The sequence below is a fragment of the Streptococcus sp. HMSC076H09 genome, assembly GCF_001811765.1.
GTDB lineage: Bacteria > Bacillota > Bacilli > Lactobacillales > Streptococcaceae > Streptococcus > Streptococcus agalactiae.
The window spans coordinates 69,402-95,997 of record NZ_KV806600.1 but is presented as its reverse complement, the minus strand read 5'-3'; the positions used below and the strand labels follow the sequence as shown (position 1 = coordinate 95,997).

Here is a 26,596-nt window from a genome sequence, read left to right as displayed (position 1 = left end):
TCCCTCTTTCTAATGACTAACCTGCTAGGATTGCAGCAATGTCAATTTGTCCAGTCATAATTTCAATAATACATAATAAGCAAAGCGCTAGAATGACAATGGCACTAATTTTTTCATATCCCACAAAGATAGGAAGCTTGTCATCTTTTCTCATTTTAATATAGAGAATCATACCTAGAGTGTAAGCAATCATTGTCAAAAGTAAGTAATCAAAACCACCAGCGTAGATAAGGTAAACAGCATAGATTGTAGCGAGGATACCGATAATTAAATTCTTTTGATGTCCTGGAGTTGACTTATCCTCACGGAGTGTGAATTGTAATTGATATAGTGCTGTAAAAGCATAAGGAATTAAGATAGCAGATGATGCTAATGCGAAACCAAAACGATAAGCACTTTGTGTGAATAAGAACGTGATTAAGAATGCTTGTACACAAAGATTAGTGACTAAGAGTGAATTGATTGGAGCTTTGTTTTTATTTTCTTTTGCAAAGAATTTAGGAAAAGCACCTTCTTTAGCAGCTTGATATGGTAATTCTGCTGCAAATAAAGTCCAAGCAAGAATAGCGCCAAATACTGAAATGATAACACCAAGGTTAACTAAGATAGCGCCCCAGTGACCAACAGCCTTTTCTAGAACGTAAGCCATAGCTGGTGTTTTTAAGTTTGCAAGTTCTGGACGTGACATGATACCAAGTGATAAAACAGAAATCAATACATAAAGTGAAATCATAGTGAATAATGCTAGGATACTTGCTTTACCAATATCAGAGTGTTTTTTAGCACGACCTGAGAAGACAACGGCGCCCTCAATACCAATAAATACCCAAACAGCGGTTTTCATAGTTGAATTGACTTGGTTGAAAATTGATTGATGTAATCCATTTCCCCAGATATCAAGACTAAAAATGTTAAATTTGAAAGCTAATAACGCTGAAATTAAGAAAATAATAACAGGTACTAATTTTGCAAAGGTAACTATGGTATTAATAAATGCAGCTGTATTAACACCTCTTAAAATTAAGAAATGGACAACCCAAATAACTATACTTGCTCCAATAATTGAGATGATATTATTTCCATTACCAAAGAATTTAAAGAAATAACCGAGTGAACTGAATAAGAGTGCAGCGTAGGCAACATTTCCAAGCCAAGCTGATAACCAATAACCCCATGCAGAGTTAAATCCCATAAAGTTTCCAAACCCCTCTTTAGCGTAACTAAAGATTCCAGCTGTTAGGTCCGGCCTTTTTTCAGATAAATTTTGAAAACTTAAAACGAAAGTCCCCATCCCGATAGCAGTAATTACCCAAGCAATAAGCATTGGTACCAAACCGGCTCTGGAACTCATATTTTGCATTAAATCAAAGATTCCGCCACCGATAAGAGAGCCAATGACAAGCATTGTTAGTGGTAAAAGACCTAATTTTTTTTCTTTTTCCATTTTATACCTCATTTCCTAAAATAGGGAATTGACTATATGTCAACTCCCTATAGTCGTTTAATTTAAACTTTTGGAATGAAAAGATTTCCAAGGGTTGCAGCCATTACAGCTTTAATAGTGTGCATACGATTTTCAGCTTGGTCGAAATGACGAGCATATTTGCTACGGAAGACTTCATCAGTAACTTCCATTTCCTTGACGCCAAATTTTTCAGCGACGTCTTTGCCGTAAACGGTATTTGTATCATGGAATGCAGGTAAGCAGTGTAAGAAGATAAGATTATCATTATTAGCTTTTTTAATCAGTTCCATGTTTACTTGATATGGTTGAAGAAGTTCAACGCGTTCTTTGAACTTATCTTCTTCTCCCATCGATACCCAGACATCAGTGTAAAAGACATCTGCTCCCTTTACAGCTTCGTCTACATTATCAGTAACGAGAACGTGAGCCCCGGACTCTTTGGCATATTCTTCAGCCAATTTAACAATCTCTTCAGCAGGGAAAAGTTCTTTTGGAGAAAAGATGTGTACATTGACCCCCATCAAAGTCCCAGCCACTAAAAGCGAGTTGGCAACATTGTTACGTCCGTCACCACAGTAAACAAGAGTAATACCTTCAAGTTTACCGAAGTTTTCTTTGATAGTAAGGTAGTCAGCTAGCATTTGTGTTGGATGCCATTCATCTGTTAAACCATTCCAGACAGGTACTCCAGAAAATTCAGCAAGCTCTTCAACCATTCTTTGGCTAAAACCACGGAATTCAATACCATCAAACATACGTCCTAAAACCTTAGCAGTATCTTCTGTTGATTCTTTTTTACCAAGTTGAATATCATTTGCACCAAGGTATTCCGGATGAGCGCCTAGGTCAATTGCTGCAGTTGTAAAGGCTGCGCGAGTACGAGTAGATGTTTTTTCAAATAAGAGAGCAATATTTTTACCTTCAAGATAATGATGAGGAACACCACGTTTTTTAAGGTCTTTTAAATGAGCTGAAAAATCAATAAGATATTCAAATTCCTCACGAGAAAAATCTTTTTCTGCTAAGAAACTACGTCCTTGAAATACTTGTGTCATATGTTAATGTCTCCTTTAAATTAAATATTTTTCGAGTGTTTGACAGGCTTCCCCGTCTTCCATATAAATATTCCCAGTAGCTTGATACCCAAGTGTCTGGTAGAAATCTTTTGCTGTCAATTCAGCATGTATAGTTAGATAGTGATAACCATTTTCTTTTGCATAATTTTCTAGTGCTATAATAATTTTGGTACCATAGCCGTTACCACGATAACCTTTTAAAGTCGCAATTCGAGTCAAACGAGCTTCTGTTTGAGTTTCAGGAAGAAAGCGTCCTGTTGAAACTGGCTGTTTCCCATCATAAAGAACAGCATAAATAGTATCTTGCTCGTCATTATCATCGAATTCTTCTTCCATTTTTATATTTCTTTCGATAACGAAAACAGAAAAGCGAATATATAGGCTTGCAGCTCTTTGGTAAGGCAAGTGATTGACTAATAGCTTCATAAATTTTAAAGGTCTTCACGTTCAAATGGCATTGACATGCAGCGTGGTCCACCACGCCCACGAACTAATTCACTTCCATTAATCTTAATTAATTTCAATCCTTTGGACTCTAAGATTGCATTTGTGATTGTATTTCTGTTGTAAACGATAACGACACCTGGTGCTATAGTTAATGTATTTGAACCATCATTCCATTGTTCACGTCCAGCAGCGACTAAGTTGTCACCCCCACAACGAATCAATTCCACTTTCTCAACTCCTAGGTTTTTCGCTAGAAGATCTGCCAAATCACCTTTTTCTTCTTCAATATGAAGATCTTGGTTTTCGTAAGTTACAGAGTAAACGCGAAGATCGCCTTCAATTTCTGGGTGAATTGTAAACTTGTCATAGTCAACCATTGTAAAGACTGTGTCAAGGTGCATAAATTTACGATTATTTGCAAATTCAAATGCTAAAACCTTTTTAAAACCTAAATTTTGTTTAAAAATATTGACTAAGAGTTTTTCAATAGAGGCAGCATCAGTACGTTGAGAGATACCAACGGCAAGGACATCTTTAGAAAGGACAAGCTCATCTCCACCTTCAATACGAGTTGTTTCTTCACGTTCATAGACCATAGGGACTTTTCCACCGTACTCTGGGTGATGTGTAAAGATATATTTACCGTATAAAGTTTCGCGATTACGTGTTTCAGAGAACATATGATTTAATGAAACTCCATTCCCAATAGTTGCAAATGGATCACGTGTAAAGTAAAGATTTGGCATCGGATCTATGGCAAATGGATAATTAGATTCGACAAGATCAGTTAGACCTTTTTCAGAAGATGGGATTTCAGGTAGCTCAGACTTTTGGATACCTGCCATAGTTTTTTCGATAAGTTCTTTATTATCTTTGATATTGAGTAATAATTCTCGAATAGCTTTTTTAGTAGCACGACCGCGAACATTTGCTTCGCCAATGTACTCATCGATAAACTGTTCACGAATTTCTTGGTTTGTTAACGACTCGGCAGCAAGATTTTCAAGGTAAAGTACTTCGACTCCTTCGTTGCGAAGTGCTTGTGCAAACGCATCGTGTTCTTTTTGTGCATCTTCCAAAAATGGGATATCATCAAACAAGAGTCTCTCTAAATAATCAGGCATCAGATTTTCTATTTCTTTACCTGGACGGTGTAGCATAACTTTTTTAAGTTTTCCAATTTCTGAGAAAACATGAATTGGATGTGTTTGAGTCATATTTTACTCCTTTCTTAGTTAGAGATTTGTATTGAAACAGGATTTATCTCTATATCTACATTTACATTCTACTTTCTTTTGAATATAAAATAGGGAAGTTATTCGCATTAAAAGTGTTAAGAATGTCACGATTATATCCAAAAAAATTTAAATTTATAGAAATGAAAGCGATTTCTATACAATTTCTTTCTTTTATCGTTGGAAAGTGAGAAATTATTAACCTAAAAAAATAACGAAAAGTAAAATTTTTACTTTTCGTTTTAATGTTATAGCGTTATTTCACTGTGTTCTTTATCTAATATGATGGTCTGTGTTTTAGCTTTTAGAAAACGATTTGTATTGGTGGCGATAAAGTCCAACGCTTCTTTAAAAATAATTTCTCTTCCATTATCAATTAATTCGATAACTAAAAAAGCATTCTGAGTATTATCGGTAATCATAGTACGTTTTCCATCACGCCAATTAAAACAGCGGCAAACTGCTCCAACATCATCAACATAGGCAAGCTCACCTGAAAGAGTTGGTCTGTTAAAATCTTCGCCAATCAAGTAAAATTCATCACCACCATTGGTAATAGTTAGTTTTAAATCACCTCTAAATGTATCACTATCCTCAGCACCAATAGGTAATCCAAACCTAAGGCTAGCGGCATTATAGATATCAACTAGAGGATTTATACTAGTAATTTCGTTTCCTGAATTAACTCGCTTCAATAATGCTTCGATACTTGAACGTGCACCTTTTTTAGTTTTAAAGGTTTGATATGCTTTGCGATAAGTTTGGATAACTCTGTTTTGACTGAATTCTTTCTCTTGCAAATATTTTTTTGCTAAAGAATGACTATCAGACAGTAACTGTTTAAGTTCTGTTTCAAGGTTTCTGTCCATGTGATAATCTTTGATTAAGATTACTCCAATTTTAGAAGTTGGAAACAAATTCCAGTACGATGAATCAACAATAAATTTAGTCATGAAGGCCTCTCAATTTTTTTAAAAGATATCAGAACAATTACATTTTCTCAAAAGCGTTTTCAAAATTCAACGAAAAACGTTCTTTCTACGAATTTTTTTGCTATAATGAAGGAGGATTTATCGTGACAAGAAAATTTTATACATTAAAAAATTTTCATTATACAAAAAATGTTCGCATCTAATGATTAGAAAGGTCTAGAAAATCAGGTGATTACAAAAGAACAATATTTTTATTTCAGACAACTAGATGATTTTAAACACTTTACTATTGAACAATTTGACCATATTGTGAGCCACATTAAACATCGTACAGCTCTAAAAAATCATACCTTATTTTTTGAAGGTGATTACCGTGAAAAACTGTTTTTAATCCAGTCAGGACATGTAAAAATTGAACAATCAGACGCTTCTGGTTCTTTCATTTATACAGATTATGTTAGACAAGGTACGGTTTTTCCTTATGGAGGTCTCTTTTTGGATGATGATTACCATTTTTCAGCAGTGGCTATTACGGATATTGAGTATTTTTCTCTGCCAATGGCTTTATACGAAGAATACTCTCTTCAAAATATCAATCAAATGAAGCATCTTTGTCGGAAATATTCTAAGCTATTACGAGTTCATGAAATACGACTTCGTAATATGGTGACTTCAAGTGCCAGTATGAGAGTTATCCAATCGCTTGCAACTCTACTTTTGCAAGTTCCTACAGAAAGGGGACATTTACCTTTTCCTATTACAACGATTGAAATTGCCAATATGAGCGGAACTACTCGCGAGACAGTTAGTCATGTTTTAAAGGAATTACGCCAAAAAGATATCGTTGAAATGAAAGGAAAGAAGCTTCTCTATAATAATAAAAATTATTTCAAGAAATTCATTGAATAAGGAGTTTATATGAATAAAAAAGAAACAAGACACCAATTAATTCGTTCCTTAGTCTCTGAGACTAAGGTGCGTACACAACATGAGTTAAGGGAATTACTAGAAAAAAATGGCGTTTCAGTGACGCAAGCAACATTATCTCGAGATATGAAGGAACTTAATTTAATTAAGGTTAACGAAAGCAGTGATAATGCTACAGAAACTTATTATGAGATTCATAGTATATCTCAGAAGCGTTGGGAAGAACGGTTACGTTTTTACATGGAAGATGCCCTAGTCATGCTGTTTCCAGTTCAAAACCAAATCGTTTTGAAGACACTACCTGGCTTAGCTCAATCTTTTGGCTCCATATTAGATTCGATTTTATTACCTGAGATCTTAGCAACTGTCTGTGGTGATGATACTTGTTTGATTATTTGTAATAATAGTGAAGAAGCTCAAAAGTGTTTTGAGAAATTAAGTCAGTATACGCCGCCTTTCTTCTTCTCAAAAAAATAGAAAATTAAGAAGATTTTTTCATTACTTTAAAGAGCTAGAAGCTATTAATTCTATGCTCTTTTTATATTGACAAATGATTTTAGCGTGATATGATAGTAACAATATAATTTTAATGGGATTTTTTATATCTACTATCTAAGAAAAGAGGATTTTTTGATGTCAAATTGGGATACTAAGTTTTTGAAAAAAGGTTTTACTTTTGATGATGTTCTGCTTATTCCTGCTGAAAGCCATGTTTTACCAAATGAAGTTGATATGAAGACAAAGTTGGCTGATAATTTGACATTAAACATTCCAATCATTACAGCTGCAATGGATACAGTTACAGATAGTAAGATGGCTATTGCTATTGCACGTGCTGGTGGGCTTGGTATCATTCATAAAAATATGTCAATAGTTGATCAAGCAGAAGAAGTTCGTAAAGTTAAACGCTCAGAAAATGGTGTTATTATTGACCCATTCTTCTTGACACCAGATAATACTGTCTCTGAAGCTGAGGAATTGATGCAAAACTATCGCATTAGTGGAGTTCCTATTGTAGAGACACTCGAGAATCGTAAATTAGTTGGAATTATTACTAACCGTGATATGCGTTTCATTTCTGATTATAAACAACTAATCTCAGAGCACATGACAAGTCAAAATCTTGTAACAGCTCCTATTGGTACAGATCTTGAAACTGCAGAGCGTATTCTTCATGAGCATCGTATTGAAAAGCTACCTTTAGTAGATGATGAGGGACGTCTTTCAGGACTTATTACTATTAAGGATATCGAAAAAGTTATTGAATTTCCTAAGGCAGCAAAAGATGAATTTGGACGTCTCTTAGTTGCAGGTGCAGTAGGTGTAACCTCTGATACTTTTGAACGTGCAGAAGCTTTGTTTGAAGCAGGTGCAGATGCTATTGTCATTGATACAGCACATGGACATTCAGCTGGTGTGCTCCGTAAAATTGCTGAAATTCGTGCTCACTTCCCTAATCGCACATTGATTGCGGGAAATATTGCTACAGCAGAAGGAGCGCGTGCACTTTATGATGCAGGTGTGGATGTCGTTAAAGTTGGTATTGGTCCAGGTTCAATTTGTACGACTCGTGTCGTTGCTGGGGTAGGTGTTCCTCAGATTACAGCTATTTACGATGCAGCGGCTGTTGCGCGTGAGTACGGTAAGACTATCATTGCTGATGGTGGTATTAAATATTCAGGTGATATTGTAAAAGCACTTGCAGCAGGTGGAAATGCAGTTATGCTAGGTTCAATGTTTGCAGGAACAGATGAAGCGCCAGGAGAAACAGAAATTTTCCAAGGGCGTAAGTTCAAGACATACCGTGGTATGGGCTCAATTGCAGCAATGAAAAAAGGTTCAAGCGATCGTTATTTCCAAGGTTCTGTAAACGAGGCTAACAAATTGGTTCCAGAAGGTATTGAAGGTCGTGTAGCATACAAAGGTTCAGTAGCCGATATTGTTTTCCAAATGCTTGGTGGCATTCGCTCTGGTATGGGATATGTAGGTGCAGCGAACATAAAAGAACTTCATGATAATGCTCAATTTGTTGAAATGTCAGGAGCTGGCTTGAAAGAAAGCCATCCCCATGATGTTCAAATTACAAATGAGGCACCAAATTATTCAGTACACTAAAATAAGGGCAAAAAGCATCCCCTATGAGGATGCTTTTTGTTGCATAAAAGAAACAAATATAGTAAAGTTTTTGTATGAAAAATTATGGAAAAATTTTAAAAGAGTTGAGAGAGGACAAAGGTATATCCCTAAGTTCTCTAGCCAAAAGTGCTCAATTATCAAAATCAACTCTATCACGTTTTGAAAATGGTGAGACACAAATAGGTATTGATAAATTTATTAAAGCTTTACAAACGTTGGAGGTTGGGGTAACTATCAATGAAGTATCCATTCTAGATTCAAAAGTTAAGGCTGGAACTTCTAATACTGATTTAGAGCAATTAACTTTACTGGAATCTTATCGAGATAATGAAGATATCATGAGAATTTTCAGTTTCCAAAAACAACAATCCTGTGATAGAATAGAAAGCAATGTTCTCAAAATATTGGCTAAACTTTTTATTTCAAATTTAGGGTTAAATATGAGGCTGCCTCAAGATGAGATTAACCTGGTAGTTACTTATCTGAATGGTGTGACACAGTACAATGATTTTTATTTCAAAGTCATCTGCTATTTTCAAGATATTTTACCTGAAGATGTTATTTTAAATAAGATTAGTAATATGACTAAAGAACAGTTACCTTATTCTAAATCACTGGTCAATTTATTGATAAAACAAGTCATTATAGCTTTGGAAAAAGATAGTGTTGATAAAGCTATAGTATTTGCTGATCTTGCTAATAAAGTTAGTCAATAGATTCTCTAGGATTGAAAATAGGTAATACTTAATATTCCATTGTAAGGAGAAAGAATTGGAAGGTTTACTTATTGCATTGATTCCCATGTTTGCGTGGGGAAGTATTGGATTTGTTAGTAATAAAATTGGAGGACGTCCAAATCAACAAACATTTGGAATGACTTTAGGAGCATTGCTATTTGCGATTATCGTATGGTTATTTAAACAGCCAGAGATGACTGCCTCATTGTGGATTTTTGGTATCTTAGGTGGTATCCTATGGTCAGTCGGCCAAAATGGTCAATTCCAAGCAATGAAATATATGGGAGTCTCTGTTGCTAATCCACTGTCAAGTGGTGCACAATTAGTAGGTGGAAGCCTAGTTGGTGCTTTAGTCTTTCATGAATGGACTAAGCCAATCCAATTTATTTTAGGATTGACAGCGTTGACATTATTAGTTATCGGCTTCTATTTCTCAAGTAAACGTGATGTCTCAGAACAAGCTTTGGCAACACATCAAGAGTTTTCAAAAGGATTTGCTACAATTGCTTATTCAACTGTAGGTTACATCTCATACGCAGTTTTATTTAATAACATTATGAAGTTCGACGCTATGGCCGTTATTTTACCCATGGCTGTTGGAATGTGTCTAGGTGCAATTTGTTTCATGAAGTTTCGTGTTAACTTTGAGGCTGTTGTTGTTAAAAATATGATTACAGGTCTCATGTGGGGCGTTGGTAATGTCTTCATGTTATTGGCAGCAGCTAAAGCAGGGCTAGCAATTGCTTTTAGTTTTTCTCAACTTGGAGTAATTATCTCTATTATTGGTGGTATTTTATTTTTAGGTGAGACAAAAACGAAGAAAGAGCAGAAGTGGGTTGTCATGGGTATCCTTTGTTTTGTTATGGGTGCTATATTACTTGGTATTGTTAAATCTTATTAAAAAGCAACAGATTAATCTGTTGCTTTTTTTTCATTAATACTAATAGTACCATCACTAACGTTAAAGATTTTGAGTTGATCAGGTAAAGCACTTAAATGTTCTAAACTTGTTGTAGTAATAAATGTTTGAACATTCTCTTTGATTCCCTCTAAGAGTTTTAGTTGACGATGGTTGTCAAGTTCACTCATGACGTCGTCAAGTAAGAGAATCGGATAATCGTTGGTAACGGTTTTTATTAGCTCAATTTCTGCTAATTTCAATGATAAAATAAGGCTTCTTTGTTGCCCTTGGCTAGCAAAAGTAGCATTGATATCATTAATAAAGAAAGTAATATCATCACGATGAGGTCCGATGCTTGTGTTTTTCTTAAAGATGTCTCTTGAGTGGCTTTTAGATAATTGGTTTAAAAAATGTTCCCTAATACTTGACTTATCTGTAAACTCTATTGACGATTTGTAGTGAATAGATAAATGTTCTAACTCAGTACTGATAATGTAGTGATGTTTGTCCGCTTCATCATTTAGGGCTTGGATAAAATCAAAACGGTGTTCAATGACACGACTTCCATAATCAGCTAATTGTTCATCAAGGACTGTTAAAAAAGTTTTGTCGACGTTATTAGTAGTTTTTAGATAAGTGTTTCTTTGTTTTAATACATGATTGTAATTTGAAAGTTCAGCTAAGTACGTTGGCTTAATTTGTCCAATATCTATATCTAAAAATTTTCGTCTTAGACTAGGTGCACCTTTAACTAATTGAAGATCTTCAGGGGCAAAAAGTACGACAGTCATAGCCCCAATATAATCAGATAATTTTGCCTGTTTAAGATGGTTAACTTTAGTGATTCTTCCTTTTTCAGATAATTGAATATCTAAGTTAAGATGGCCACTTTTGCGGATTACCTCACCTGTAATTTGTACATCATGGTGTTTAAAATGTACAAGTTCTTTATCAGAACGGGTACGGTGACTTCGAGTCAAAGCCAAGAAGTAGATTGCTTCTAAAAAATTTGTCTTTCCTTGAGCATTGCGGCCAATGAAAATATTGAGGTTGGGTGAAAAATCTACTTGTGCTTCTTCATAATTACGATAATGTTTTAAAGAAATATTTTTTATCCACATTTTTATGTCCCTGGAAAGCGAACTGGTTTTTTGCTAGTTTTTGATTTACCTTTGTTGGTGTTTTTATTCATTTCTTTAACGATTGCTGAAACACGCTGTTTTTCAGCTATTTCTATATTACGTTCTTCAATTTCTTGATCTGATGGCTTCCTTATAATGATCTCGATATTTTGATCAGGAATAGTAATAATATCCCCCAGGCGGAGTTTCTTTCCACGCCTATTTTCAAGGTCACCGTTAAACAATACTCGATTATCCGCTAAAAATTTTTTAATGGCTCCGCCACTTTGAATGATACCAATCTCTTTTAGAAGTGATTGTAAAGTAATATATTCATCAAATAATTTATAATCCATGACTTTTTAATCTCCAATTTTAGATATCACATCATTATAGCATAAAATTATTTTTTGAGTTGAACTTATGATATGGAGACAAGGTATAAAAAATGGGAGTAAATATTGGTTGACGACTTTGTCAATTTTGAAGAAGATTGAAATTTAGAATTAATCATATCTTGGATGTTTAATCTTTTTTAACGCCTTTAAAAATGATATAATCTTAGCTAACAATACAGAACACAAAGGATATTGAATGAAAATAGTTGAAGGCGTTTCTCTACATTTAATTAAAAACCAACAATTTAAGACTAATCATCTTACTTTTCGATTTTCAGGTGATTTTAATAATAAAACAGTAGCACGTAGATCGCTCGTTGCTCAAATGTTAGTTACTGCAAATGCTAAGTATCCTAAGGTACAAGAATTTCGAGAAAAGTTAGCTTCCTTATATGGCGCTAGTTTATCAACTAAGATTTCTACTAAGGGTCTTGTTCACATTGTTGATATTGATATTGTATTTGTTAAAAATACCTTTACTTTAGAACAAGAAAATATCGTTGAACAAATTATTACATTCTTGGAGGATATGCTGTTTTCTCCTTTAATTTCTTTAGAACAGTATCAAACATCTATTTTTGATACTGAGAAGAAAAACCTTATTCAATATTTAGAGGCTGATATTGAAGATAATTTTTATAGCAGTGACTTAGCACTAAAATCTTTATTCTACAATAATAAGACACTTCGTTTACCTAAGTATGGTACAGCATCTTTAGTGGAATCAGAAAATTCATTTACAGCTTATCAAGAATTTCAGAAGATGCTTAAGGAAGATCAATTAGATATTTTTGTCGTAGGGGATTTTGATGACTATCGAATGATTCAGGCTTTTAATCGTATGGCATTTGAGCCACGTCACAAAGTATTAGCTTTTGATTATACGCAGACTTATGAAAATATAACGAGAAGTCAAGTAGAAGATAAGGACGTTAATCAATCTATTATGCAATTGGCTTATCATCTTCCAATAACTTATAAAGATGAAGATTATTTTGCTTTAATAGTATTTAACGGTTTATTTGGTGCTTTTGCCCACTCCTTGTTGTTTACAGAAATTCGAGAAAAGCAAGGTTTAGCCTATACTATAGGTAGTCAATTTGACAGCTTTACAGGTCTCTTTACGATATATGCAGGTATTGATAAAGAGAATCGTGAGCGTTTTTTGAAGCTTATTAATAAGCAATTCAATAATATTAAGATGGGCAGGTTTTCTTCTACATTATTGAAACAAACAAAAGATATATTGAAAATGAACTATGTTTTAGCTTCTGATAATCCTAAGGTCATAGTTGACCACATTTATCATGAACATTATTTAGATCAGTTTCATACTTCAGCACTATTCATTGACAAAGTAGACGATGTAACAAAATCAGATATTGTCAGCGTAGCAACAAAATTAAAATTACAAGCTTTTTATTTTTTGGAAGGAAACTAGGATGACAGTTAATAAAATAACTTATCAGAACCTTCAGGAGGAAGTATATAAGTTAACATTAGAGAGCGGACTAAATGTATACCTTATTCCAAAGCCATCATTTAAGGAAACTGTTGGAGTATTGACAGCAAATTTTGGATCACTCCATACAAAATATACGAGGAATGGTTGTGTAGAACATTATCCGGCAGGAATTGCTCACTTCTTAGAACATAAATTATTTGAACTGGATAAAGGACAAGACGCTGCAACTCAATTTACTAAATATGGCGCCGAGAGTAACGCCTTTACAACTTTTGATAAAACTAGTTTTTATTTTTCAACTATAAGTCACATTACAAACTGCTTAGATATACTACTTGACTTTGTATTGACAACAAACTTTACAGAAGAGTCAATTACTAAAGAAAAAGATATTATCAAACAAGAAATTGAAATGTATCAAGATGACCCAGAATATAGGCTTTATCAAGGAGTGTTATCGAACCTTTACCCCAACTCTCCATTAGCATTTGATATCGCTGGAGATTACCAATCAATCTCTCAAATAACCTTAACCGATTTACAAGAAAATCACAAAGACTTTTATCAGTTGTCTAATATGAATTTAGTTCTTGTTGGACAATTTAGTCCACAAGAAATTATAACTTACCTTCAAAAAAATTCTCATTTCACAAGTTACTCACAGAATATTGACCGAGATTCTATTAGCCTTGAGCCTGTTATAAAAAACAACTCTTGCCATATGACAGTGACAAAACCTAAATTAGCTATTGGTTATCGAAAATCAAATCATATGATACATGGTTCTTACCTAAAAGAGAAAATCGGATTACAGCTATTTTTTGCAATGCTTTTAGGATGGACTTCTACAATTAACCAAGACTGGTACGAATCTGGTCAAATTGATGATTCTTTTGATATAGAAATTGAAGTTCATCCAGATTTTGAGTGCGTTATTATTTCTTTAGATACGACAGAGCCAATTGCTTTTTCAACTCAGTTGAGGTTATTGCTAAAAAATGCTTTGCAATCATCTGATCTTACCGAAAGCCACTTAAAAAACGTTAAGAGAGAGCTCTATGGCGATTTTTTAAGAAGCTTAGATTCTATTGAAAATCTCGCAATGCAATTCGTCACCTATTTATATGATGGAAAAACGATGTATTTGGATTTGCCATCTATCGTTGAAGAATTAGATTTGGAAGATGTCATTACGATTGGTAAGGATTTCTTATATAATGCTGACACATCTGACTTCGTTATTTTTCCAAAATCTTCGTAAATAATCTGAAATTTTGATATAATAAGGAAGCTTAGACATCTATAAAGTTGGTATGTCAAAAGTCTTTTACTAGTTTTGAAATAACATAATATAGGAATACTATGTTTCCAAAAGGAGAATTTATGATGAAGAAAGAAAATATTCCGAATCTATTAACTGTAGTCAGAATTTTAATGATTCCGTTATTTATAGTATTAACTTCAGTAACAACAAGTACAACTTGGCATATTGTTGCAGCTATTGTATTTGCTATTGCAAGTTTGACCGATTACCTAGATGGTTATCTAGCACGTAAATGGCAAGTAGTAACAAATTTTGGGAAATTTGCAGACCCATTAGCTGATAAAATGCTAGTTATGAGTGCTTTTATCATGTTAGTTGGACTAGACTTAGCACCAGCTTGGGTTTCAGCTATTATCATTTGTAGAGAGTTAGCAGTTACAGGTTTGCGTTTACTTTTAGTTGAAACAGGTGGAACAGTACTTGCTGCAGCTATGCCAGGGAAAATAAAGACGGCTACTCAAATGTTTGCAGTTATTTTTTTGTTAGTACATTGGATGACACTTGGTAACATCATGTTATACATTGCTCTATTCTTTACCTTGTATTCAGGCTACGACTATTTTAAAGGTGCAGGCTTCTTATTTAAGGATACTTTTAAATAATGACAAATATTATTACCGTTAATAATCTCTTTTTTAAATATGATAGTAATCAAACACATTATCAATTGGAGAATGTATCGTTTCATGTGAAACAAGGAGAATGGCTATCTATTATTGGTCATAATGGTTCTGGGAAATCCACTACTGTTCGTTTAATAGATGGACTTTTAGAGGCGGAGTCTGGCCAGATTATCATTGATGGACAAGAGTTAACCGAAGATAATGTCTGGGAGTTACGTCACAAGATTGGCATGGTATTTCAAAATCCTGATAACCAATTTGTAGGGGCAACTGTTGAAGATGACGTCGCCTTTGGTTTGGAAAATAAAGGTATTCCTTTGAAAGACATGAAAGAAAGAGTGGACCAAGCACTTGATTTGGTAGGAATGTCTGAATTTAAAATGAGGGAGCCTGCACGTTTATCTGGAGGACAAAAGCAGCGTGTAGCCATTGCAGGAGCTGTAGCTATGCGTCCACAAGTTATCATCTTGGATGAGGCGACTAGTATGCTTGATCCTGAGGGACGATTGGAACTGATAAGAACGATACGAGCTATTCGTCAAAAATATAATCTTACTGTTATTTCAATTACACACGACTTAGATGAAGTTGCATTGAGTGATCGTGTCATCGTTATGAAAAATGGTAAAGTTGAGTCGACATCCACTCCAAAAGCGTTATTTGGTCGTGGAAATCGTTTGATTAGTTTAGGTTTAGATGTTCCCTTTACAAGTAGGTTAATGGCAGAACTGGCTGCTAATGGTCTTGATATAGGGACAGAGTATCTTACAGAGAAGGAATTAGAAGAACAATTATGGGAATTGAATTTAAAAATGTAAGTTATACCTATCAAGCCGGCACTCCTTTTGAAGGGCGTGCCCTTTTTGACGTCAATCTGAAAATTGAAGATGCTTCCTATACCGCGTTCATTGGGCACACAGGTTCTGGAAAATCAACTATTATGCAACTTTTGAATGGTTTACATATTCCTACAAAAGGTGAGGTAATTGTCGATGATTTTTCTATTAAAGCAGGGGACAAGAACAAAGAAATCAAATTTATAAGGCAAAAAGTTGGTTTAGTTTTTCAATTTCCAGAAAGTCAGCTTTTTGAAGAGACAGTTTTAAAGGATGTTGCTTTTGGACCACAAAATTTTGGTATTTCTCAGATTGAAGCTGAAAGGCTGGCTGAAGAAAAATTAAGGTTAGTTGGTATCAGTGAGGATTTATTCGATAAAAATCCATTTGAACTTTCTGGAGGGCAGATGAGGCGGGTTGCTATAGCTGGTATTTTAGCGATGGAACCCAAAGTACTAGTACTGGATGAGCCAACAGCTGGACTTGATCCTAAGGGAAGAAAAGAATTAATGACTCTTTTTAAAAATCTTCATAAAAAAGGAATGACTATCGTCTTAGTGACTCACTTAATGGACGATGTAGCGGATTATGCTGACTATGTGTATGTTTTAGAAGCAGGGAAAGTAACCTTATCAGGACAACCAAAACAGATTTTTCAAGAAGTAGAACTTTTAGAAAGTAAACAATTAGGAGTTCCCAAAATCACCAAGTTTGCTCAAAGACTATCTCATAAGGGATTAAATTTACCTAGTTTACCAATTACTATTAACGAATTTGTGGAGGCTATTAAGCATGGATAAATTGATTTTGGGACGTTACATACCAGGTAATTCTCTCATTCATAAATTAGATCCTCGAAGTAAGTTACTAGCCATGTTGCTTTTTATCATTATTGTTTTTTGGGCAAATAATGTAGTGACAAATGTGATCGTATTCATTTTTACGTTGGTTATTGTGGGTTTATCTCAGATAAAATTTTCCTATTTTTTCAATGGTATTAAACCGATGGTTGGTATTATTTTATTTACAACCCTCTTCCAGATGCTGTTTGCACAAGGCGGGCAGGTTATCTTCTCGTTTTGGATTTTTAGCATCACTAGCCTTGGGTTACAACAAGCAGCACTTATTTTTATGAGATTTGTTTTAATTATCTTCTTTTCGACATTACTTACCTTAACTACTACTCCGTTAAGTTTAGCAGATGCTGTTGAATCTTTGTTAAAACCATTGGAAGTACTGAGAGTACCAGCACACGAGATTGGTTTGATGTTATCCCTTAGCTTACGTTTCGTTCCTACTTTAATGGATGATACAACACGTATCATGAATGCTCAAAGAGCTCGTGGAGTTGATTTTGGAGAGGGAAACCTAATTCATAAGGTTAAGTCTATTATCCCTATTTTGATTCCATTATTTGCTTCTAGTTTTAAAAGAGCAGATGCGTTGGCAATTGCTATGGAAGCAAGAGGTTATCAAGGCGGAGCCAATCGTAGTAAGTACCGTTTATTGAAGTGGACTGTTCGGGATACTTTTAGTATATTACTTATGTTATTATTGGGTTTGAGTTTGTTTCTATTAAAAAATTAAAAGGTTAAGATCAGTTTATGGTCTTAGCCTTTTCATTTATATAATGTGAAAAGCTCAACAACTTTACTTAAAGAAAACTAAAAATTGTTTTTTGGAGGCCTTTTCTTTATTAATTTACAATTTATTTGTAATAAATTTCATCTAAGGCAAAACAATTAGTAATATTTACAAGGTATGATAGTACGCGTATCAATTAATGAAAGAGAGCATATATTATGTCAATAACCTCGGTTAAAAAATCAAAACCATTTAAATTAGGAGTGGCAGGTCTTTTAGTGGGTGCTTCATTAGCTTTACCACTTTCAGTAAGCGCAGCATCTTATACCGTGAAATCAGGTGATACCTTATCAGCTATTGCTAAAAATCATAAAACTACGGTACAAGAGTTAGTGTCTCTCAATAGTATCAGTAACGCTGATGTCATCAGTATAGGTGATGTTTTAAAATTGGATAATTCTACAGCTAGTCAAGCAGAAGCAAAATCTCAACCAACAATTGAAAATTCAATGAATTCTTCATCAAATTTGAGTTCAAGTGATTCAGCCGCAAAAGAAGAAATAGCTCGTCGTGAATCAAATGGTAGTTATACTGCACAGAATGGACAATATTATGGAAGATATCAACTGTCTCAATCTTACCTAAATGGCGACTTATCTCCTGAAAATCAAGAAAAAGTAGCGGACAATTATGTGGTTTCTCGTTACGGATCTTGGTCGGCAGCGCTATCATTTTGGAATAGTAACGGCTGGTATTAATAAAAGTTGATAAAACAAAGAGATTTACTTAAAATTAAATCTCTTTGTAATATTTTTAACATCTATTCAATTGCAAGGTAACAAATAAAGTATAATATAGGTAACATGAATAAAAGAAGAAAATTATCAAAATTGAATGTAAAAAAACATCATTTAGCTTATGGAGCTATCACTTTAGTAGCCCTTTTTTCATGTATTTTGGCTGTAATGGTCATCTTTAAAAGTTCACAAGTTACTACTGAATCTTTGTCAAAAGCAGATAAAGTTCGCGTAGCCAAAAAATCAAAAATGACTAAGGCGACATCTAAATCAAAAGTAGAAGATGTAAAACAGGCTCCAAAACCTTCTCAGGCATCTAATGAAGCCCCAAAATCAAGTTCTCAATCTACAGAAGCTAATTCTCAGCAACAAGTTACTGCGAGTGAAGAGGCAGCTGTAGAACAAGCAGTTGTAACAGAAAACACCCCTGCTACCAGTCAGGCACAACAAGCTTATGCTGTTACTGAGACAACTTATAGACCTGCTCAACACCAGACGAGTGGCCAAGTATTGAGTAATGGAAATACTGCAGGGGCTATTGGCTCAGCAGCTGCAGCACAAATGGCTGCTGCAACAGGAGTCCCTCAGTCTACTTGGGAACATATTATTGCCCGTGAATCAAATGGTAATCCTAATGTTGCTAATGCCTCAGGAGCTTCAGGACTTTTCCAAACGATGCCAGGTTGGGGTTCAACAGCTACAGTTCAGGATCAAGTTAATTCAGCTATTAAAGCTTATCGTGCTCAAGGTTTATCAGCTTGGGGTTACTAGTGAATAGCTATAAATTAACTTTACACTGTTGTCAACAATAATTACAGATTGCTAAAACAAATAAATAAAAACGCTACAGTAAAGCTGTAGCGTTTTTATTTATTTTCAGGGAAAGAGTAGAAAATTGATAAACTTTATTCCCCAAAAATTTCTTTACTATAACGTCTTCCTGTCGGCGTGGCAGCAAGTCCTCCTTCTGCAGTCTCACGAAAAGCAGTCGGTAAACTTGATCCAACTTGATACATTGCATCAATAACTTCATCTACTGGAATTTGCGATTCAATACCAGCCAAGGCCATATCAGCAGCAACAAGTGCAAAACTTGATCCAAGAGCATTCCGCTTCACACAAGGGACTTCAACTAAACCTGCAACAGGGTCACAGATAAGTCCAAGCATATTTTTAATAACAAATGCTATAGCTTGGCTAGCTTGGAAAGGAGTACCTCCAGCAGCCATAACTAAAGCAGCCGCAGCCATAGCACTAGCTGACCCAACTTCAGCTTGGCAACCTCCTTCTGCACCTGAGATAGAGGCATTATTACCAATGACGAGACCAAATGCGCCGGCTGTAAATAGAAAATCAAGTTGCTCTTCTTCTGTTAAATTAAGCTTTTCAATGGCTGTAGAAATCACAGCTGGTAAACATCCTGCACTACCTGCAGTTGGTGTTGCACAGACCAGTCCCATCTTAGCATTTAACTCATTAACAGCCATAGCATTCCTAACGGCAGCTAGGATTGTGGTATCTGAAATAGTTTTTCCTGATTGTAAATATTGATCCATCTTGACAGCATCACCGCCTGTTAAACCACTGATTGATTTACTAGGGGTTAATCCATCAATAACAGAAGCTTTCATGACTTCAAGATTTCGGGACATAATATAACGAATTTCTTCACGACTTCTACCAGTCATTTCAATTTCCGTTTGGATCATGAGCTCTGCTATGTTACCCTTATGTTGGCTATTAGCTTGCTCTACCAGCTCTTCAATTGTATAAAACATAGTTACCCTTTCTCTTAATCAAAGAAGTTGACATTGTGTAAATGAGGAATAGCTTCTATCTTTTTGACAGCTTGTTGACAATCTCGTGAATCTACTTCTATAATCATGATAGCTTTTTCTCCTGCACTTTCGCGTGTTACATTCATTTGAGCAATATTAATGTTAAAGTCAGATAAAATATCAGTTACTTTAGCAATCATGCCAGGTATATCTTGATGAACGATAATTAAAGTAGGAGTATTCATTGTTAATGAAACTGAGAATCCATTCAACTCAGTAACTTGGATGTTTCCGCCACCAATTGACACTCCTGTAATACTCATGCTCCTATCCCCATTTTTAACAGTTATTTTCGCAGTATTTGGATGTGGTGAATTACTATCTTTTAGGATATCCCAGTAAATCTTAATTCCTTTTTGATGAGCAATTTCAAGAGAGTTTTTAATATCTGGATTATCTGTATCCATTCCTAGAATCCCTGCAACCAATGCTTTATCAGTACCGTGTCCTTGGTAAGTTTTAGCAAAAGAATTGTATAAATGAAAGGTTACTTCACTAGGTTCACCAAAAATAGAATGGACAACTTTACCAATGCGGACAGCTCCTGCAGTATGACTACTTGATGGTCCAATCATAACAGGACCAATAATGTCGAAGACCGATTGAAATTTTAAATGTTTCATAGTTTTTCCTCGTGATTTTTGTACATTCTCATTATAACAGATTATTTCTAAAAAATATCATAAAAAGATAAAAAAACTGCAATGTAATAAATATTTATCACAACAAAAACATACAACTTGACAACAAATAGTGCTATAATATATAAGCACTTTTATAGTGTTTCTTAGTCAATATGATTGATCTAAGAACAACTTGGCCCTTCAAGCCTAAGTTAAAAATAAAACTTTTTGATGGGAGAATTCTTATGACTGATAATTCAAACATTCGTGTCGTTGTAGGCATGAGTGGAGGTGTTGATTCATCAGTAACTGCCCTGCTTTTAAAAGAGCAAGGTTATGATGTTATTGGTGTTTTTATGAAAAATTGGGATGACACAGATGAATTTGGTGTTTGTACGGCTACTGAAGATTATAAAGATGTTGCTGCTGTTGCTGATCAGATCGGCATACCATACTACTCTGTCAACTTTGAAAAAGAGTATTGGGACAGGGTTTTCGAATATTTTTTAGCAGAATATCGAGCAGGTCGTACGCCAAATCCAGATGTTATGTGTAATAAGGAAATTAAATTTAAAGCATTTCTAGATTATGCGATGACATTAGGTGCTGACTATGTAGCAACAGGTCATTATGCACAAGTAACACGTGATGAGAACGGAATAGTTCATATGCTTAGAGGAGCAGATAATAATAAGGATCAAACTTATTTTCTAAGTCAATTATCTCAGGAGCAATTGCAAAAAACGTTATTTCCACTTGGTCATTTACAAAAACCAGAAGTTCGCCGTATAGCTGAAGAAGCAGGACTTGCGACCGCTAAGAAAAAAGACTCTACTGGTATTTGTTTTATTGGAGAAAAAAATTTCAAGGATTTCCTGGGTCAATATTTACCGGCTCAACCAGGTCGTATGATGACTGTTGATGGTCGTGACATGGGTGAACATGCTGGTTTAATGTATTATACTATTGGTCAAAGAGGGGGCCTTGGTATTGGTGGGCAACATGGTGGAGATAATAAACCTTGGTTTGTAGTTGGAAAGGATTTAAGTAAAAACATTCTTTATGTAGGTCAAGGTTTCTATCATGACTCATTGATGTCAACTAGCTTGACAGCTTCTGAAATCCACTTTACACGTGATATGCCTAATGAATTTAAGCTAGAATGTACAGCTAAGTTCAGATATCGTCAACCTGACAGTAAAGTTACAGTTTACGTAAAAGGTAATCAAGCAAGGGTTGTGTTTGATGATTTACAACGAGCAATCACACCAGGTCAAGCTGTTGTTTTTTATAATGAACAAGAATGTTTAGGCGGTGGGATGATTGATCAGGCTTATCGTGATGATAAAATCTGTCAATACATTTAATTGACACTTAATTATTAAGTGAGGTAATCGTATGATTTCAAAATTTATTTTAGCTTTCATGGCTTTTTTCGCCATTATGAATCCCATTTCTAATTTGCCAGCTTTTATGGCTTTAGTAGCTGATGATGATCAGAAGATTTCACGTCGGATTGCAGCAAAAGGAGTATTACTTGCTTTTGTCATTATTGTAATCTTTGTATTAAGTGGCCACTTACTTTTTAACTTATTTGGGATTACCCTAGCCGCCCTAAAAATATCTGGTGGAATATTGGTAGGCATTATAGGTTATAAAATGATTAATGGTATACATTCACCAACCAATAAAAACCTAGAGGAGCATAAGGATGATCCAATGAATGTGGCAGTTTCACCATTAGCAATGCCCCTTTTGGCAGGTCCGGGTACTATTGCAACTGCTATGGGGTTATCAAGTGGTGGTTTATCTGGCAAACTCATTACTATACTTGCTTTTGCCATATTATGTGTGATAATGTATGTTATTTTAATAAGTGCAAACGAAATTACTAAATTTCTTGGAAAAAATGCAATGACTATAATCACCAAAATGATGGGACTTATTTTGATGACTATCGGGATAGAGATGCTAATAACAGGCATAAAAATTGGTTTTCATTTAACATAGCCTATCCCCTCTGGTTGACTTTTAAAAGATAAATGCTAAAATAAATTTAACAATAACTATGATGGTCAAAGCTCATGGAATTTGTAAGTCTTTTTGACGTACAATTTTCGAGAGTTTTGGCTATTTTTGTGTTTTAATGAATTAGACTTTGAAATTGGAAAGGAATAAAATGACACATAATTTTGCAGAAAACTATGATATTATCGTTGTTGGAGCGGGTCATGCAGGTGTGGAAGCTAGTCTAGCTGCTAGTCGTATGGGATGTAAGACACTTCTAGCCACTATCAACTTAGAAATGTTAGCATTTATGCCTTGTAATCCTTCTATAGGTGGCTCTGCTAAAGGTATCGTTGTCAGAGAGATTGACGCTTTAGGTGGTGAAATGGGTAAAAACATTGATAAAACCTATATACAAATGAAAATGCTTAATATAGGTAAGGGGCCTGCTGTCCGTGCCTTAAGAGCACAAGCTGATAAAGCCCTCTATGCACAAACAATGAAGCAAACTGTAGAAAAGCAAGAAAATCTTACCTTAAGACAAGCTATGATTGACGAAATACTTGTTGAAGATGGAAAGGTTGTGGGGGTTCGTACAGCAACTAATCAGAAATTTTCAGCAAAATCTGTTGTTATAACAACAGGTACTGCTCTTCGAGGAGAGATTATATTAGGTGATCTTAAGTACTCCTCGGGCCCTAATAATAGTTTAGCTTCTGTGACATTGGCAGATAATTTAAGAGACCTAGGATTAGAAATTGGTCGTTTCAAAACTGGAACACCTCCTCGTGTAAAAGCCTCCTCTATTAATTATGAAAAGACAGAGATACAACCTGGGGATGAGCAACCAAATCATTTTTCATTTATGTCTAGGGATGAAGATTATATTACTGACCAGGTACCGTGCTGGTTGACCTATACGAATACTTTGAGTCATGACATCATCAATCAAAATCTACACCGTGCTCCTATGTTTTCTGGAATCGTTAAGGGAGTTGGTCCTAGATATTGTCCGTCAATTGAAGATAAAATTGTGCGTTTTGCTGATAAAGAGCGCCACCAACTCTTCTTAGAACCAGAAGGTAGATACACTGAAGAAGTTTATGTTCAAGGGCTATCAACGAGTCTTCCTGAGGATGTTCAAGTTGATTTATTACGTTCTATAAAAGGGCTTGAAAATGCTGAAATGATGCGTACAGGCTATGCTATTGAGTATGATATTGTATTGCCTCATCAATTAAGAGCAACACTCGAAACAAAAGTAATTGCTGGTTTGTTTACTGCAGGACAGACTAATGGTACTTCAGGTTATGAAGAAGCTGCTGGTCAAGGGTTGGTTGCTGGGATCAACGCTGCTCTTAAAGTTCAAGGGAAGCCAGAACTTATTTTAAAACGAAGTGATGCTTACATTGGTGTCATGATTGATGATTTAGTTACCAAAGGGACTCTAGAACCATATCGTCTGTTGACAAGTCGCGCAGAATATCGTCTGATTCTTCGTCATGATAATGCAGATATGCGTTTAACAGAAATCGGTTATGAGATTGGCCTAGTAGATGAAGAGCGTTATGCGATATTTAAAAAGCGTCAAATGCAATTTGAAAATGAATTAGAACGTTTAGACTCTATAAAGTTAAAGCCAGTTTCTGAGACAAATAAACGGATTCAAGAATTGGGCTTTAAACCTTTGACAGATGCTTTAACTGCCAAAGAATTTATGCGCCGCCCACAAATCACATATGCAGTAGCAACGGATTTTGTTGGTTGTGCTGATGAGCCATTAGACAGTAAGGTTATTGAACTTTTGGAAACTGAAATTAAATACGAAGGCTATATTAAAAAGGCTTTAGATCAAGTTGCAAAAATGAAACGAATGGAAGAAAAACGTATTCCCCCTCATATTGACTGGGACGACATTGATTCTATCGCAACAGAAGCTAGACAAAAATTCAAAAAAATTAACCCAGAAACGCTAGGTCAGGCTAGTCGTATTTCAGGAGTTAATCCAGCCGATATTAGTATTTTAATGGTTTACCTTGAAGGAAGACAAAAAGGTCGTAAAAATATCAATTGATAATAGTGTTCGCCCCTGTTTATCAGGGGCGTTTTGTGTTATAATTAGGTCTTAAGAGGTTATTTAATGAAAAGATTTCGTTTTGCAACCGTCCATTTAGTTTTAATAGGCCTGATTTTATTTGGACTATTAGCTATTTGTGTTAGGTTATTTCAATCCTATACGGCTCTATTATTGGCTATTTTTGTTGCTTTATCTTTTGTTGTTGCCTTATTATATTACCAAAAGATAACTTATGAACTATCTGAAGTTGAACAAATTGAATTACTTAATGATCAAACAGAAGTTTCTCTTAAGAGTCTTCTTGAACAAATGCCAGTTGGTGTTATACAATTTGATCTTGAAACAAATGATATTGAGTGGTTTAACCCTTATGCAGAATTGATTTTTACTGGGGATAATGGTCATTTTCAGTCTGCTACTGTTAAAGATATCATTACTAGTAGACGTAATGGAACGGCTGGGCAATCATTTGAATACGGTGATAACAAATATTCAGCTTATTTGGATACAGAGACGGGTGTTTTCTATTTCTTCGATAATTTCATGGGGAATAGAAGAAACTATGATAGTTCAATGCTACGTCCAGTTATTGGTATTATTTCCATTGATAACTACGATGATATTATGGATACTATGTTAGAGGCTGATATGTCAAAGATTAACGCCTTCGTGACTAGTTTTATTTCTGATTTTACACAGTCTAAAAATATTTTTTATCGTCGTGTCAATATGGATCGATACTATATTTTTACCGACTATAGCGTTTTAAATACATTGATAAAAGATAAATTTGATATTTTAAATGAGTTTCGAAAACGCGCTCAGGAAAACCATTTATCATTAACATTAAGTATGGGAATTTCTTATGGTGATGGTAACCATAATCAAATTGGGCAAATTGCTTTAGAAAATCTTAATACAGCACTCGTTCGCGGAGGAGATCAAATAGTAGTACGTGAAAATGATAGTAGTAAAAAAGCACTTTACTTTGGTGGTGGTGCTGTTTCAACTATTAAACGTTCACGAACACGTACCAGAGCTATGATGACTGCTATTTCTGACCGTTTGAAAGTAGTTGATAGTGTCTTTATTGTGGGACACAGGAAATTGGACATGGATGCACTAGGTGCATCTGTAGGGATGCAATTTTTTGCTAGTAATATTGTTAATGCCAGTTATGTAGTTTATGACCCAAATGACATGAATTCTGATATTGAAAGAGCAATTGATTACTTGCAAGAAGACGGCGAAACACGTCTCGTAAGTGTTGAGAGAGCTTTTGAATTAATTACTCAAAATTCTTTATTAGTCATGGTAGACCATTCTAAAACAGCTTTAACCTTATCTAAGGAATTCTTTAACAAGTTTGCAGATGTTATTGTGGTAGATCATCATAGAAGAGATGAAGATTTTCCAAAAAATGCTGTTCTTTCATTTATAGAAAGTGGCGCAAGTAGTGCCAGCGAATTAGTTACAGAATTGATTCAATTTCAACAAGCTAAAGATAAATTAAGCCGCAGTCAAGCAAGTATTTTAATGGCTGGTATCATGCTTGATACAAGAAATTTTGCATCTAATGTAACGAGTAGAACTTTTGATGTGGCAAGCTATTTACGCGGTTTAGGTAGTAATAGTATGGCTATTCAAAAAATATCAGCTACAGATTTTGATGAATATCGTTTAATTAATGAATTGATTTTAAAAGGTGAGCGTATTTATGATAACATCATTGTTGCTACCGGAGAAGAACATAAAGTTTACTCGCATGTTATAGCTAGTAAAGCAGCTGACACCATGTTGACAATGGCAGGTATTGAGGCTACTTTTGTTATTACTAAAAACAGTTCAAATATTGGTATTTCAGCGCGCAGTAGAAATAATATCAATGTCCAGCGTATTATGGAAAAACTTGGTGGTGGCGGACATTTTAGTTTTGCTGCTTGTCAAATACAAGACAAGTCTGTAAAGCAAGTTAGACGTATGTTACTGGAAATAATTGACGAAGATTTAAGAGAAAATAGTACAGTCGAAAATAGAAGGGATTAAT

Annotated in this window: 26 protein-coding genes; 17 read left to right on the top strand and 9 right to left on the bottom strand. The window is 34.8% G+C overall.

Annotation, left to right across the window (positions count from 1 at the left end; genetic code table 11):
• Window positions 1–16 precede the first annotated feature (16 nt).
• The 5 genes from arcD to HMPREF2818_RS03525 all read right to left on the bottom strand — a co-directional run bounded on the left by arcD (window position 17) and on the right by HMPREF2818_RS03525 (window position 5,176).
• On the bottom strand, window positions 17–1,444 hold the full coding sequence (gene arcD / locus HMPREF2818_RS03545) for an arginine-ornithine antiporter (RefSeq protein ID WP_000410015.1): 1,428 nt from the start codon (window positions 1,442–1,444) through the stop codon (window positions 17–19).
• A 62-nt stretch (window positions 1,445–1,506) separates the two neighbouring features.
• Complete coding sequence (gene argF, locus HMPREF2818_RS03540) at window positions 1,507–2,520, bottom strand: ornithine carbamoyltransferase (protein ID WP_000195397.1); 1,014 nt, start codon at window positions 2,518–2,520, stop codon at window positions 1,507–1,509.
• Window positions 2,521–2,535: 15 nt separating this feature from the next.
• Window positions 2,536–2,967 carry a GNAT family N-acetyltransferase gene (locus HMPREF2818_RS03535; protein WP_000772114.1) on the bottom strand — a complete coding sequence of 144 codons (432 nt, stop codon included), beginning with the start codon at window positions 2,965–2,967 and terminating at the stop codon, window positions 2,536–2,538.
• 5 nt (window positions 2,968–2,972) lie between these two features.
• Complete coding sequence (gene arcA, locus HMPREF2818_RS03530; protein WP_000194841.1) at window positions 2,973–4,205, bottom strand: arginine deiminase; 1,233 nt, start codon at window positions 4,203–4,205, stop codon at window positions 2,973–2,975.
• A 266-nt stretch (window positions 4,206–4,471) separates the two neighbouring features.
• On the bottom strand, window positions 4,472–5,176 hold the full coding sequence (locus HMPREF2818_RS03525; RefSeq protein ID WP_000159980.1) for a B3/B4 domain-containing protein: 705 nt from the start codon (window positions 5,174–5,176) through the stop codon (window positions 4,472–4,474).
• 207 nt (window positions 5,177–5,383) lie between these two features.
• Here HMPREF2818_RS03525 and HMPREF2818_RS03520 point away from each other — a divergent pair, with 207 nt between their 5' ends.
• From HMPREF2818_RS03520 to HMPREF2818_RS03500, 5 genes are all read left to right on the top strand, one after another.
• On the top strand, window positions 5,384–6,064 hold the full coding sequence (locus tag HMPREF2818_RS03520; protein ID WP_000628851.1) for a Crp/Fnr family transcriptional regulator: 681 nt from the start codon (window positions 5,384–5,386) through the stop codon (window positions 6,062–6,064).
• Window positions 6,065–6,073: 9 nt separating this feature from the next.
• A complete protein-coding gene (locus HMPREF2818_RS03515; protein WP_001034427.1) occupies window positions 6,074–6,559 on the top strand; it encodes an arginine repressor in 486 nt (161 codons plus the stop codon).
• A gap of 156 nt (window positions 6,560–6,715) precedes the next feature.
• The gene (gene guaB, locus HMPREF2818_RS03510; RefSeq protein ID WP_000073440.1) at window positions 6,716–8,197 is read left to right on the top strand and encodes an IMP dehydrogenase; all 1,482 of its coding nucleotides are present in this window, start codon (window positions 6,716–6,718) and stop codon (window positions 8,195–8,197) included.
• Between the two features lie 74 nt (window positions 8,198–8,271).
• Window positions 8,272–8,934, top strand: a complete 663-nt coding sequence (locus HMPREF2818_RS03505) for a helix-turn-helix domain-containing protein (protein WP_001865840.1) — start codon at window positions 8,272–8,274, stop codon at window positions 8,932–8,934.
• Between the two features lie 55 nt (window positions 8,935–8,989).
• Entirely contained in the window at window positions 8,990–9,856 is an 867-nt protein-coding gene (locus HMPREF2818_RS03500; protein WP_000398683.1) for a GRP family sugar transporter, read from the top strand.
• Between the two features lie 11 nt (window positions 9,857–9,867).
• On the opposite strand, the gene recF is transcribed toward HMPREF2818_RS03500, so the two are convergent.
• Window positions 9,868–10,977 (bottom strand): DNA replication/repair protein RecF, encoded by a 1,110-nt coding sequence (recF, locus tag HMPREF2818_RS03495; protein ID WP_000264863.1) that lies wholly within the window; start codon window positions 10,975–10,977, stop codon window positions 9,868–9,870.
• Window positions 10,978–10,979: 2 nt separating this feature from the next.
• Entirely contained in the window at window positions 10,980–11,333 is a 354-nt protein-coding gene (gene yaaA, locus HMPREF2818_RS03490; protein WP_000384871.1) for a S4 domain-containing protein YaaA, read from the bottom strand.
• 238 nt (window positions 11,334–11,571) lie between these two features.
• Between yaaA and yfmF the strand changes: the two genes are divergently transcribed.
• The 8 genes from yfmF to HMPREF2818_RS03450 all read left to right on the top strand — a co-directional run bounded on the left by yfmF (window position 11,572) and on the right by HMPREF2818_RS03450 (window position 18,775).
• The gene (gene yfmF, locus HMPREF2818_RS03485) at window positions 11,572–12,816 is read left to right on the top strand and encodes an EF-P 5-aminopentanol modification-associated protein YfmF (RefSeq protein WP_000706188.1); all 1,245 of its coding nucleotides are present in this window, start codon (window positions 11,572–11,574) and stop codon (window positions 12,814–12,816) included.
• Between the two features lies 1 nt (window position 12,817).
• A complete protein-coding gene (yfmH, locus tag HMPREF2818_RS03480) occupies window positions 12,818–14,101 on the top strand; it encodes an EF-P 5-aminopentanol modification-associated protein YfmH (RefSeq protein WP_000217755.1) in 1,284 nt (427 codons plus the stop codon).
• 122 nt (window positions 14,102–14,223) lie between these two features.
• Window positions 14,224–14,766, top strand: coding sequence for a CDP-diacylglycerol--glycerol-3-phosphate 3-phosphatidyltransferase (gene pgsA, locus HMPREF2818_RS03475; RefSeq protein ID WP_000976003.1), 543 nt, complete (start codon window positions 14,224–14,226; stop codon window positions 14,764–14,766).
• The gene (locus HMPREF2818_RS03470; protein ID WP_000181757.1) at window positions 14,766–15,605 is read left to right on the top strand and encodes an energy-coupling factor ABC transporter ATP-binding protein; all 840 of its coding nucleotides are present in this window, start codon (window positions 14,766–14,768) and stop codon (window positions 15,603–15,605) included. The genes pgsA and HMPREF2818_RS03470 overlap by 1 nt, the downstream gene beginning before the upstream one ends.
• Window positions 15,581–16,423, top strand: coding sequence for an energy-coupling factor transporter ATPase (locus HMPREF2818_RS03465; protein ID WP_000510606.1), 843 nt, complete (start codon window positions 15,581–15,583; stop codon window positions 16,421–16,423). Before HMPREF2818_RS03470 ends, HMPREF2818_RS03465 begins: the two co-directional genes overlap by 25 nt.
• Complete coding sequence (locus HMPREF2818_RS03460; RefSeq protein ID WP_000359358.1) at window positions 16,416–17,210, top strand: energy-coupling factor transporter transmembrane component T family protein; 795 nt, start codon at window positions 16,416–16,418, stop codon at window positions 17,208–17,210. Before HMPREF2818_RS03465 ends, HMPREF2818_RS03460 begins: the two co-directional genes overlap by 8 nt.
• A 215-nt stretch (window positions 17,211–17,425) precedes the next feature.
• On the top strand, window positions 17,426–17,965 hold the full coding sequence (locus tag HMPREF2818_RS03455; RefSeq protein WP_000029068.1) for an aggregation-promoting factor: 540 nt from the start codon (window positions 17,426–17,428) through the stop codon (window positions 17,963–17,965).
• A 105-nt stretch (window positions 17,966–18,070) separates the two neighbouring features.
• Entirely contained in the window at window positions 18,071–18,775 is a 705-nt protein-coding gene (locus HMPREF2818_RS03450) for a transglycosylase SLT domain-containing protein (protein WP_001042655.1), read from the top strand.
• Window positions 18,776–18,909: 134 nt separating this feature from the next.
• Here HMPREF2818_RS03450 and sdaAA read toward each other — a convergent pair whose 3' ends face one another.
• Window positions 18,910–19,782 carry an L-serine ammonia-lyase, iron-sulfur-dependent, subunit alpha gene (gene sdaAA, locus HMPREF2818_RS03445; protein ID WP_000500146.1) on the bottom strand — a complete coding sequence of 291 codons (873 nt, stop codon included), beginning with the start codon at window positions 19,780–19,782 and terminating at the stop codon, window positions 18,910–18,912.
• Between the two features lie 14 nt (window positions 19,783–19,796).
• Complete coding sequence (sdaAB, locus tag HMPREF2818_RS03440) at window positions 19,797–20,465, bottom strand: L-serine ammonia-lyase, iron-sulfur-dependent subunit beta (protein WP_000681579.1); 669 nt, start codon at window positions 20,463–20,465, stop codon at window positions 19,797–19,799.
• A gap of 245 nt (window positions 20,466–20,710) precedes the next feature.
• Between sdaAB and mnmA the strand changes: the two genes are divergently transcribed.
• The 4 genes from mnmA (at window position 20,711) to HMPREF2818_RS03420 (ending at window position 26,595) form a co-directional block, all read left to right on the top strand.
• Window positions 20,711–21,832: a tRNA 2-thiouridine(34) synthase MnmA gene (gene mnmA, locus HMPREF2818_RS03435; protein ID WP_000131746.1), complete on the top strand. Its 1,122-nt coding sequence runs from the start codon at window positions 20,711–20,713 to the stop codon at window positions 21,830–21,832.
• Between the two features lie 31 nt (window positions 21,833–21,863).
• Window positions 21,864–22,475 (top strand): MarC family protein, encoded by a 612-nt coding sequence (locus HMPREF2818_RS03430; RefSeq protein ID WP_000623752.1) that lies wholly within the window; start codon window positions 21,864–21,866, stop codon window positions 22,473–22,475.
• Window positions 22,476–22,644: 169 nt separating this feature from the next.
• Entirely contained in the window at window positions 22,645–24,546 is a 1,902-nt protein-coding gene (gene mnmG / locus HMPREF2818_RS03425; RefSeq protein ID WP_070508691.1) for a tRNA uridine-5-carboxymethylaminomethyl(34) synthesis enzyme MnmG, read from the top strand.
• 66 nt (window positions 24,547–24,612) lie between these two features.
• A complete protein-coding gene (locus HMPREF2818_RS03420) occupies window positions 24,613–26,595 on the top strand; it encodes a DHH family phosphoesterase (protein ID WP_000819771.1) in 1,983 nt (660 codons plus the stop codon).
• Window position 26,596: the final 1 nt, after the last annotated feature.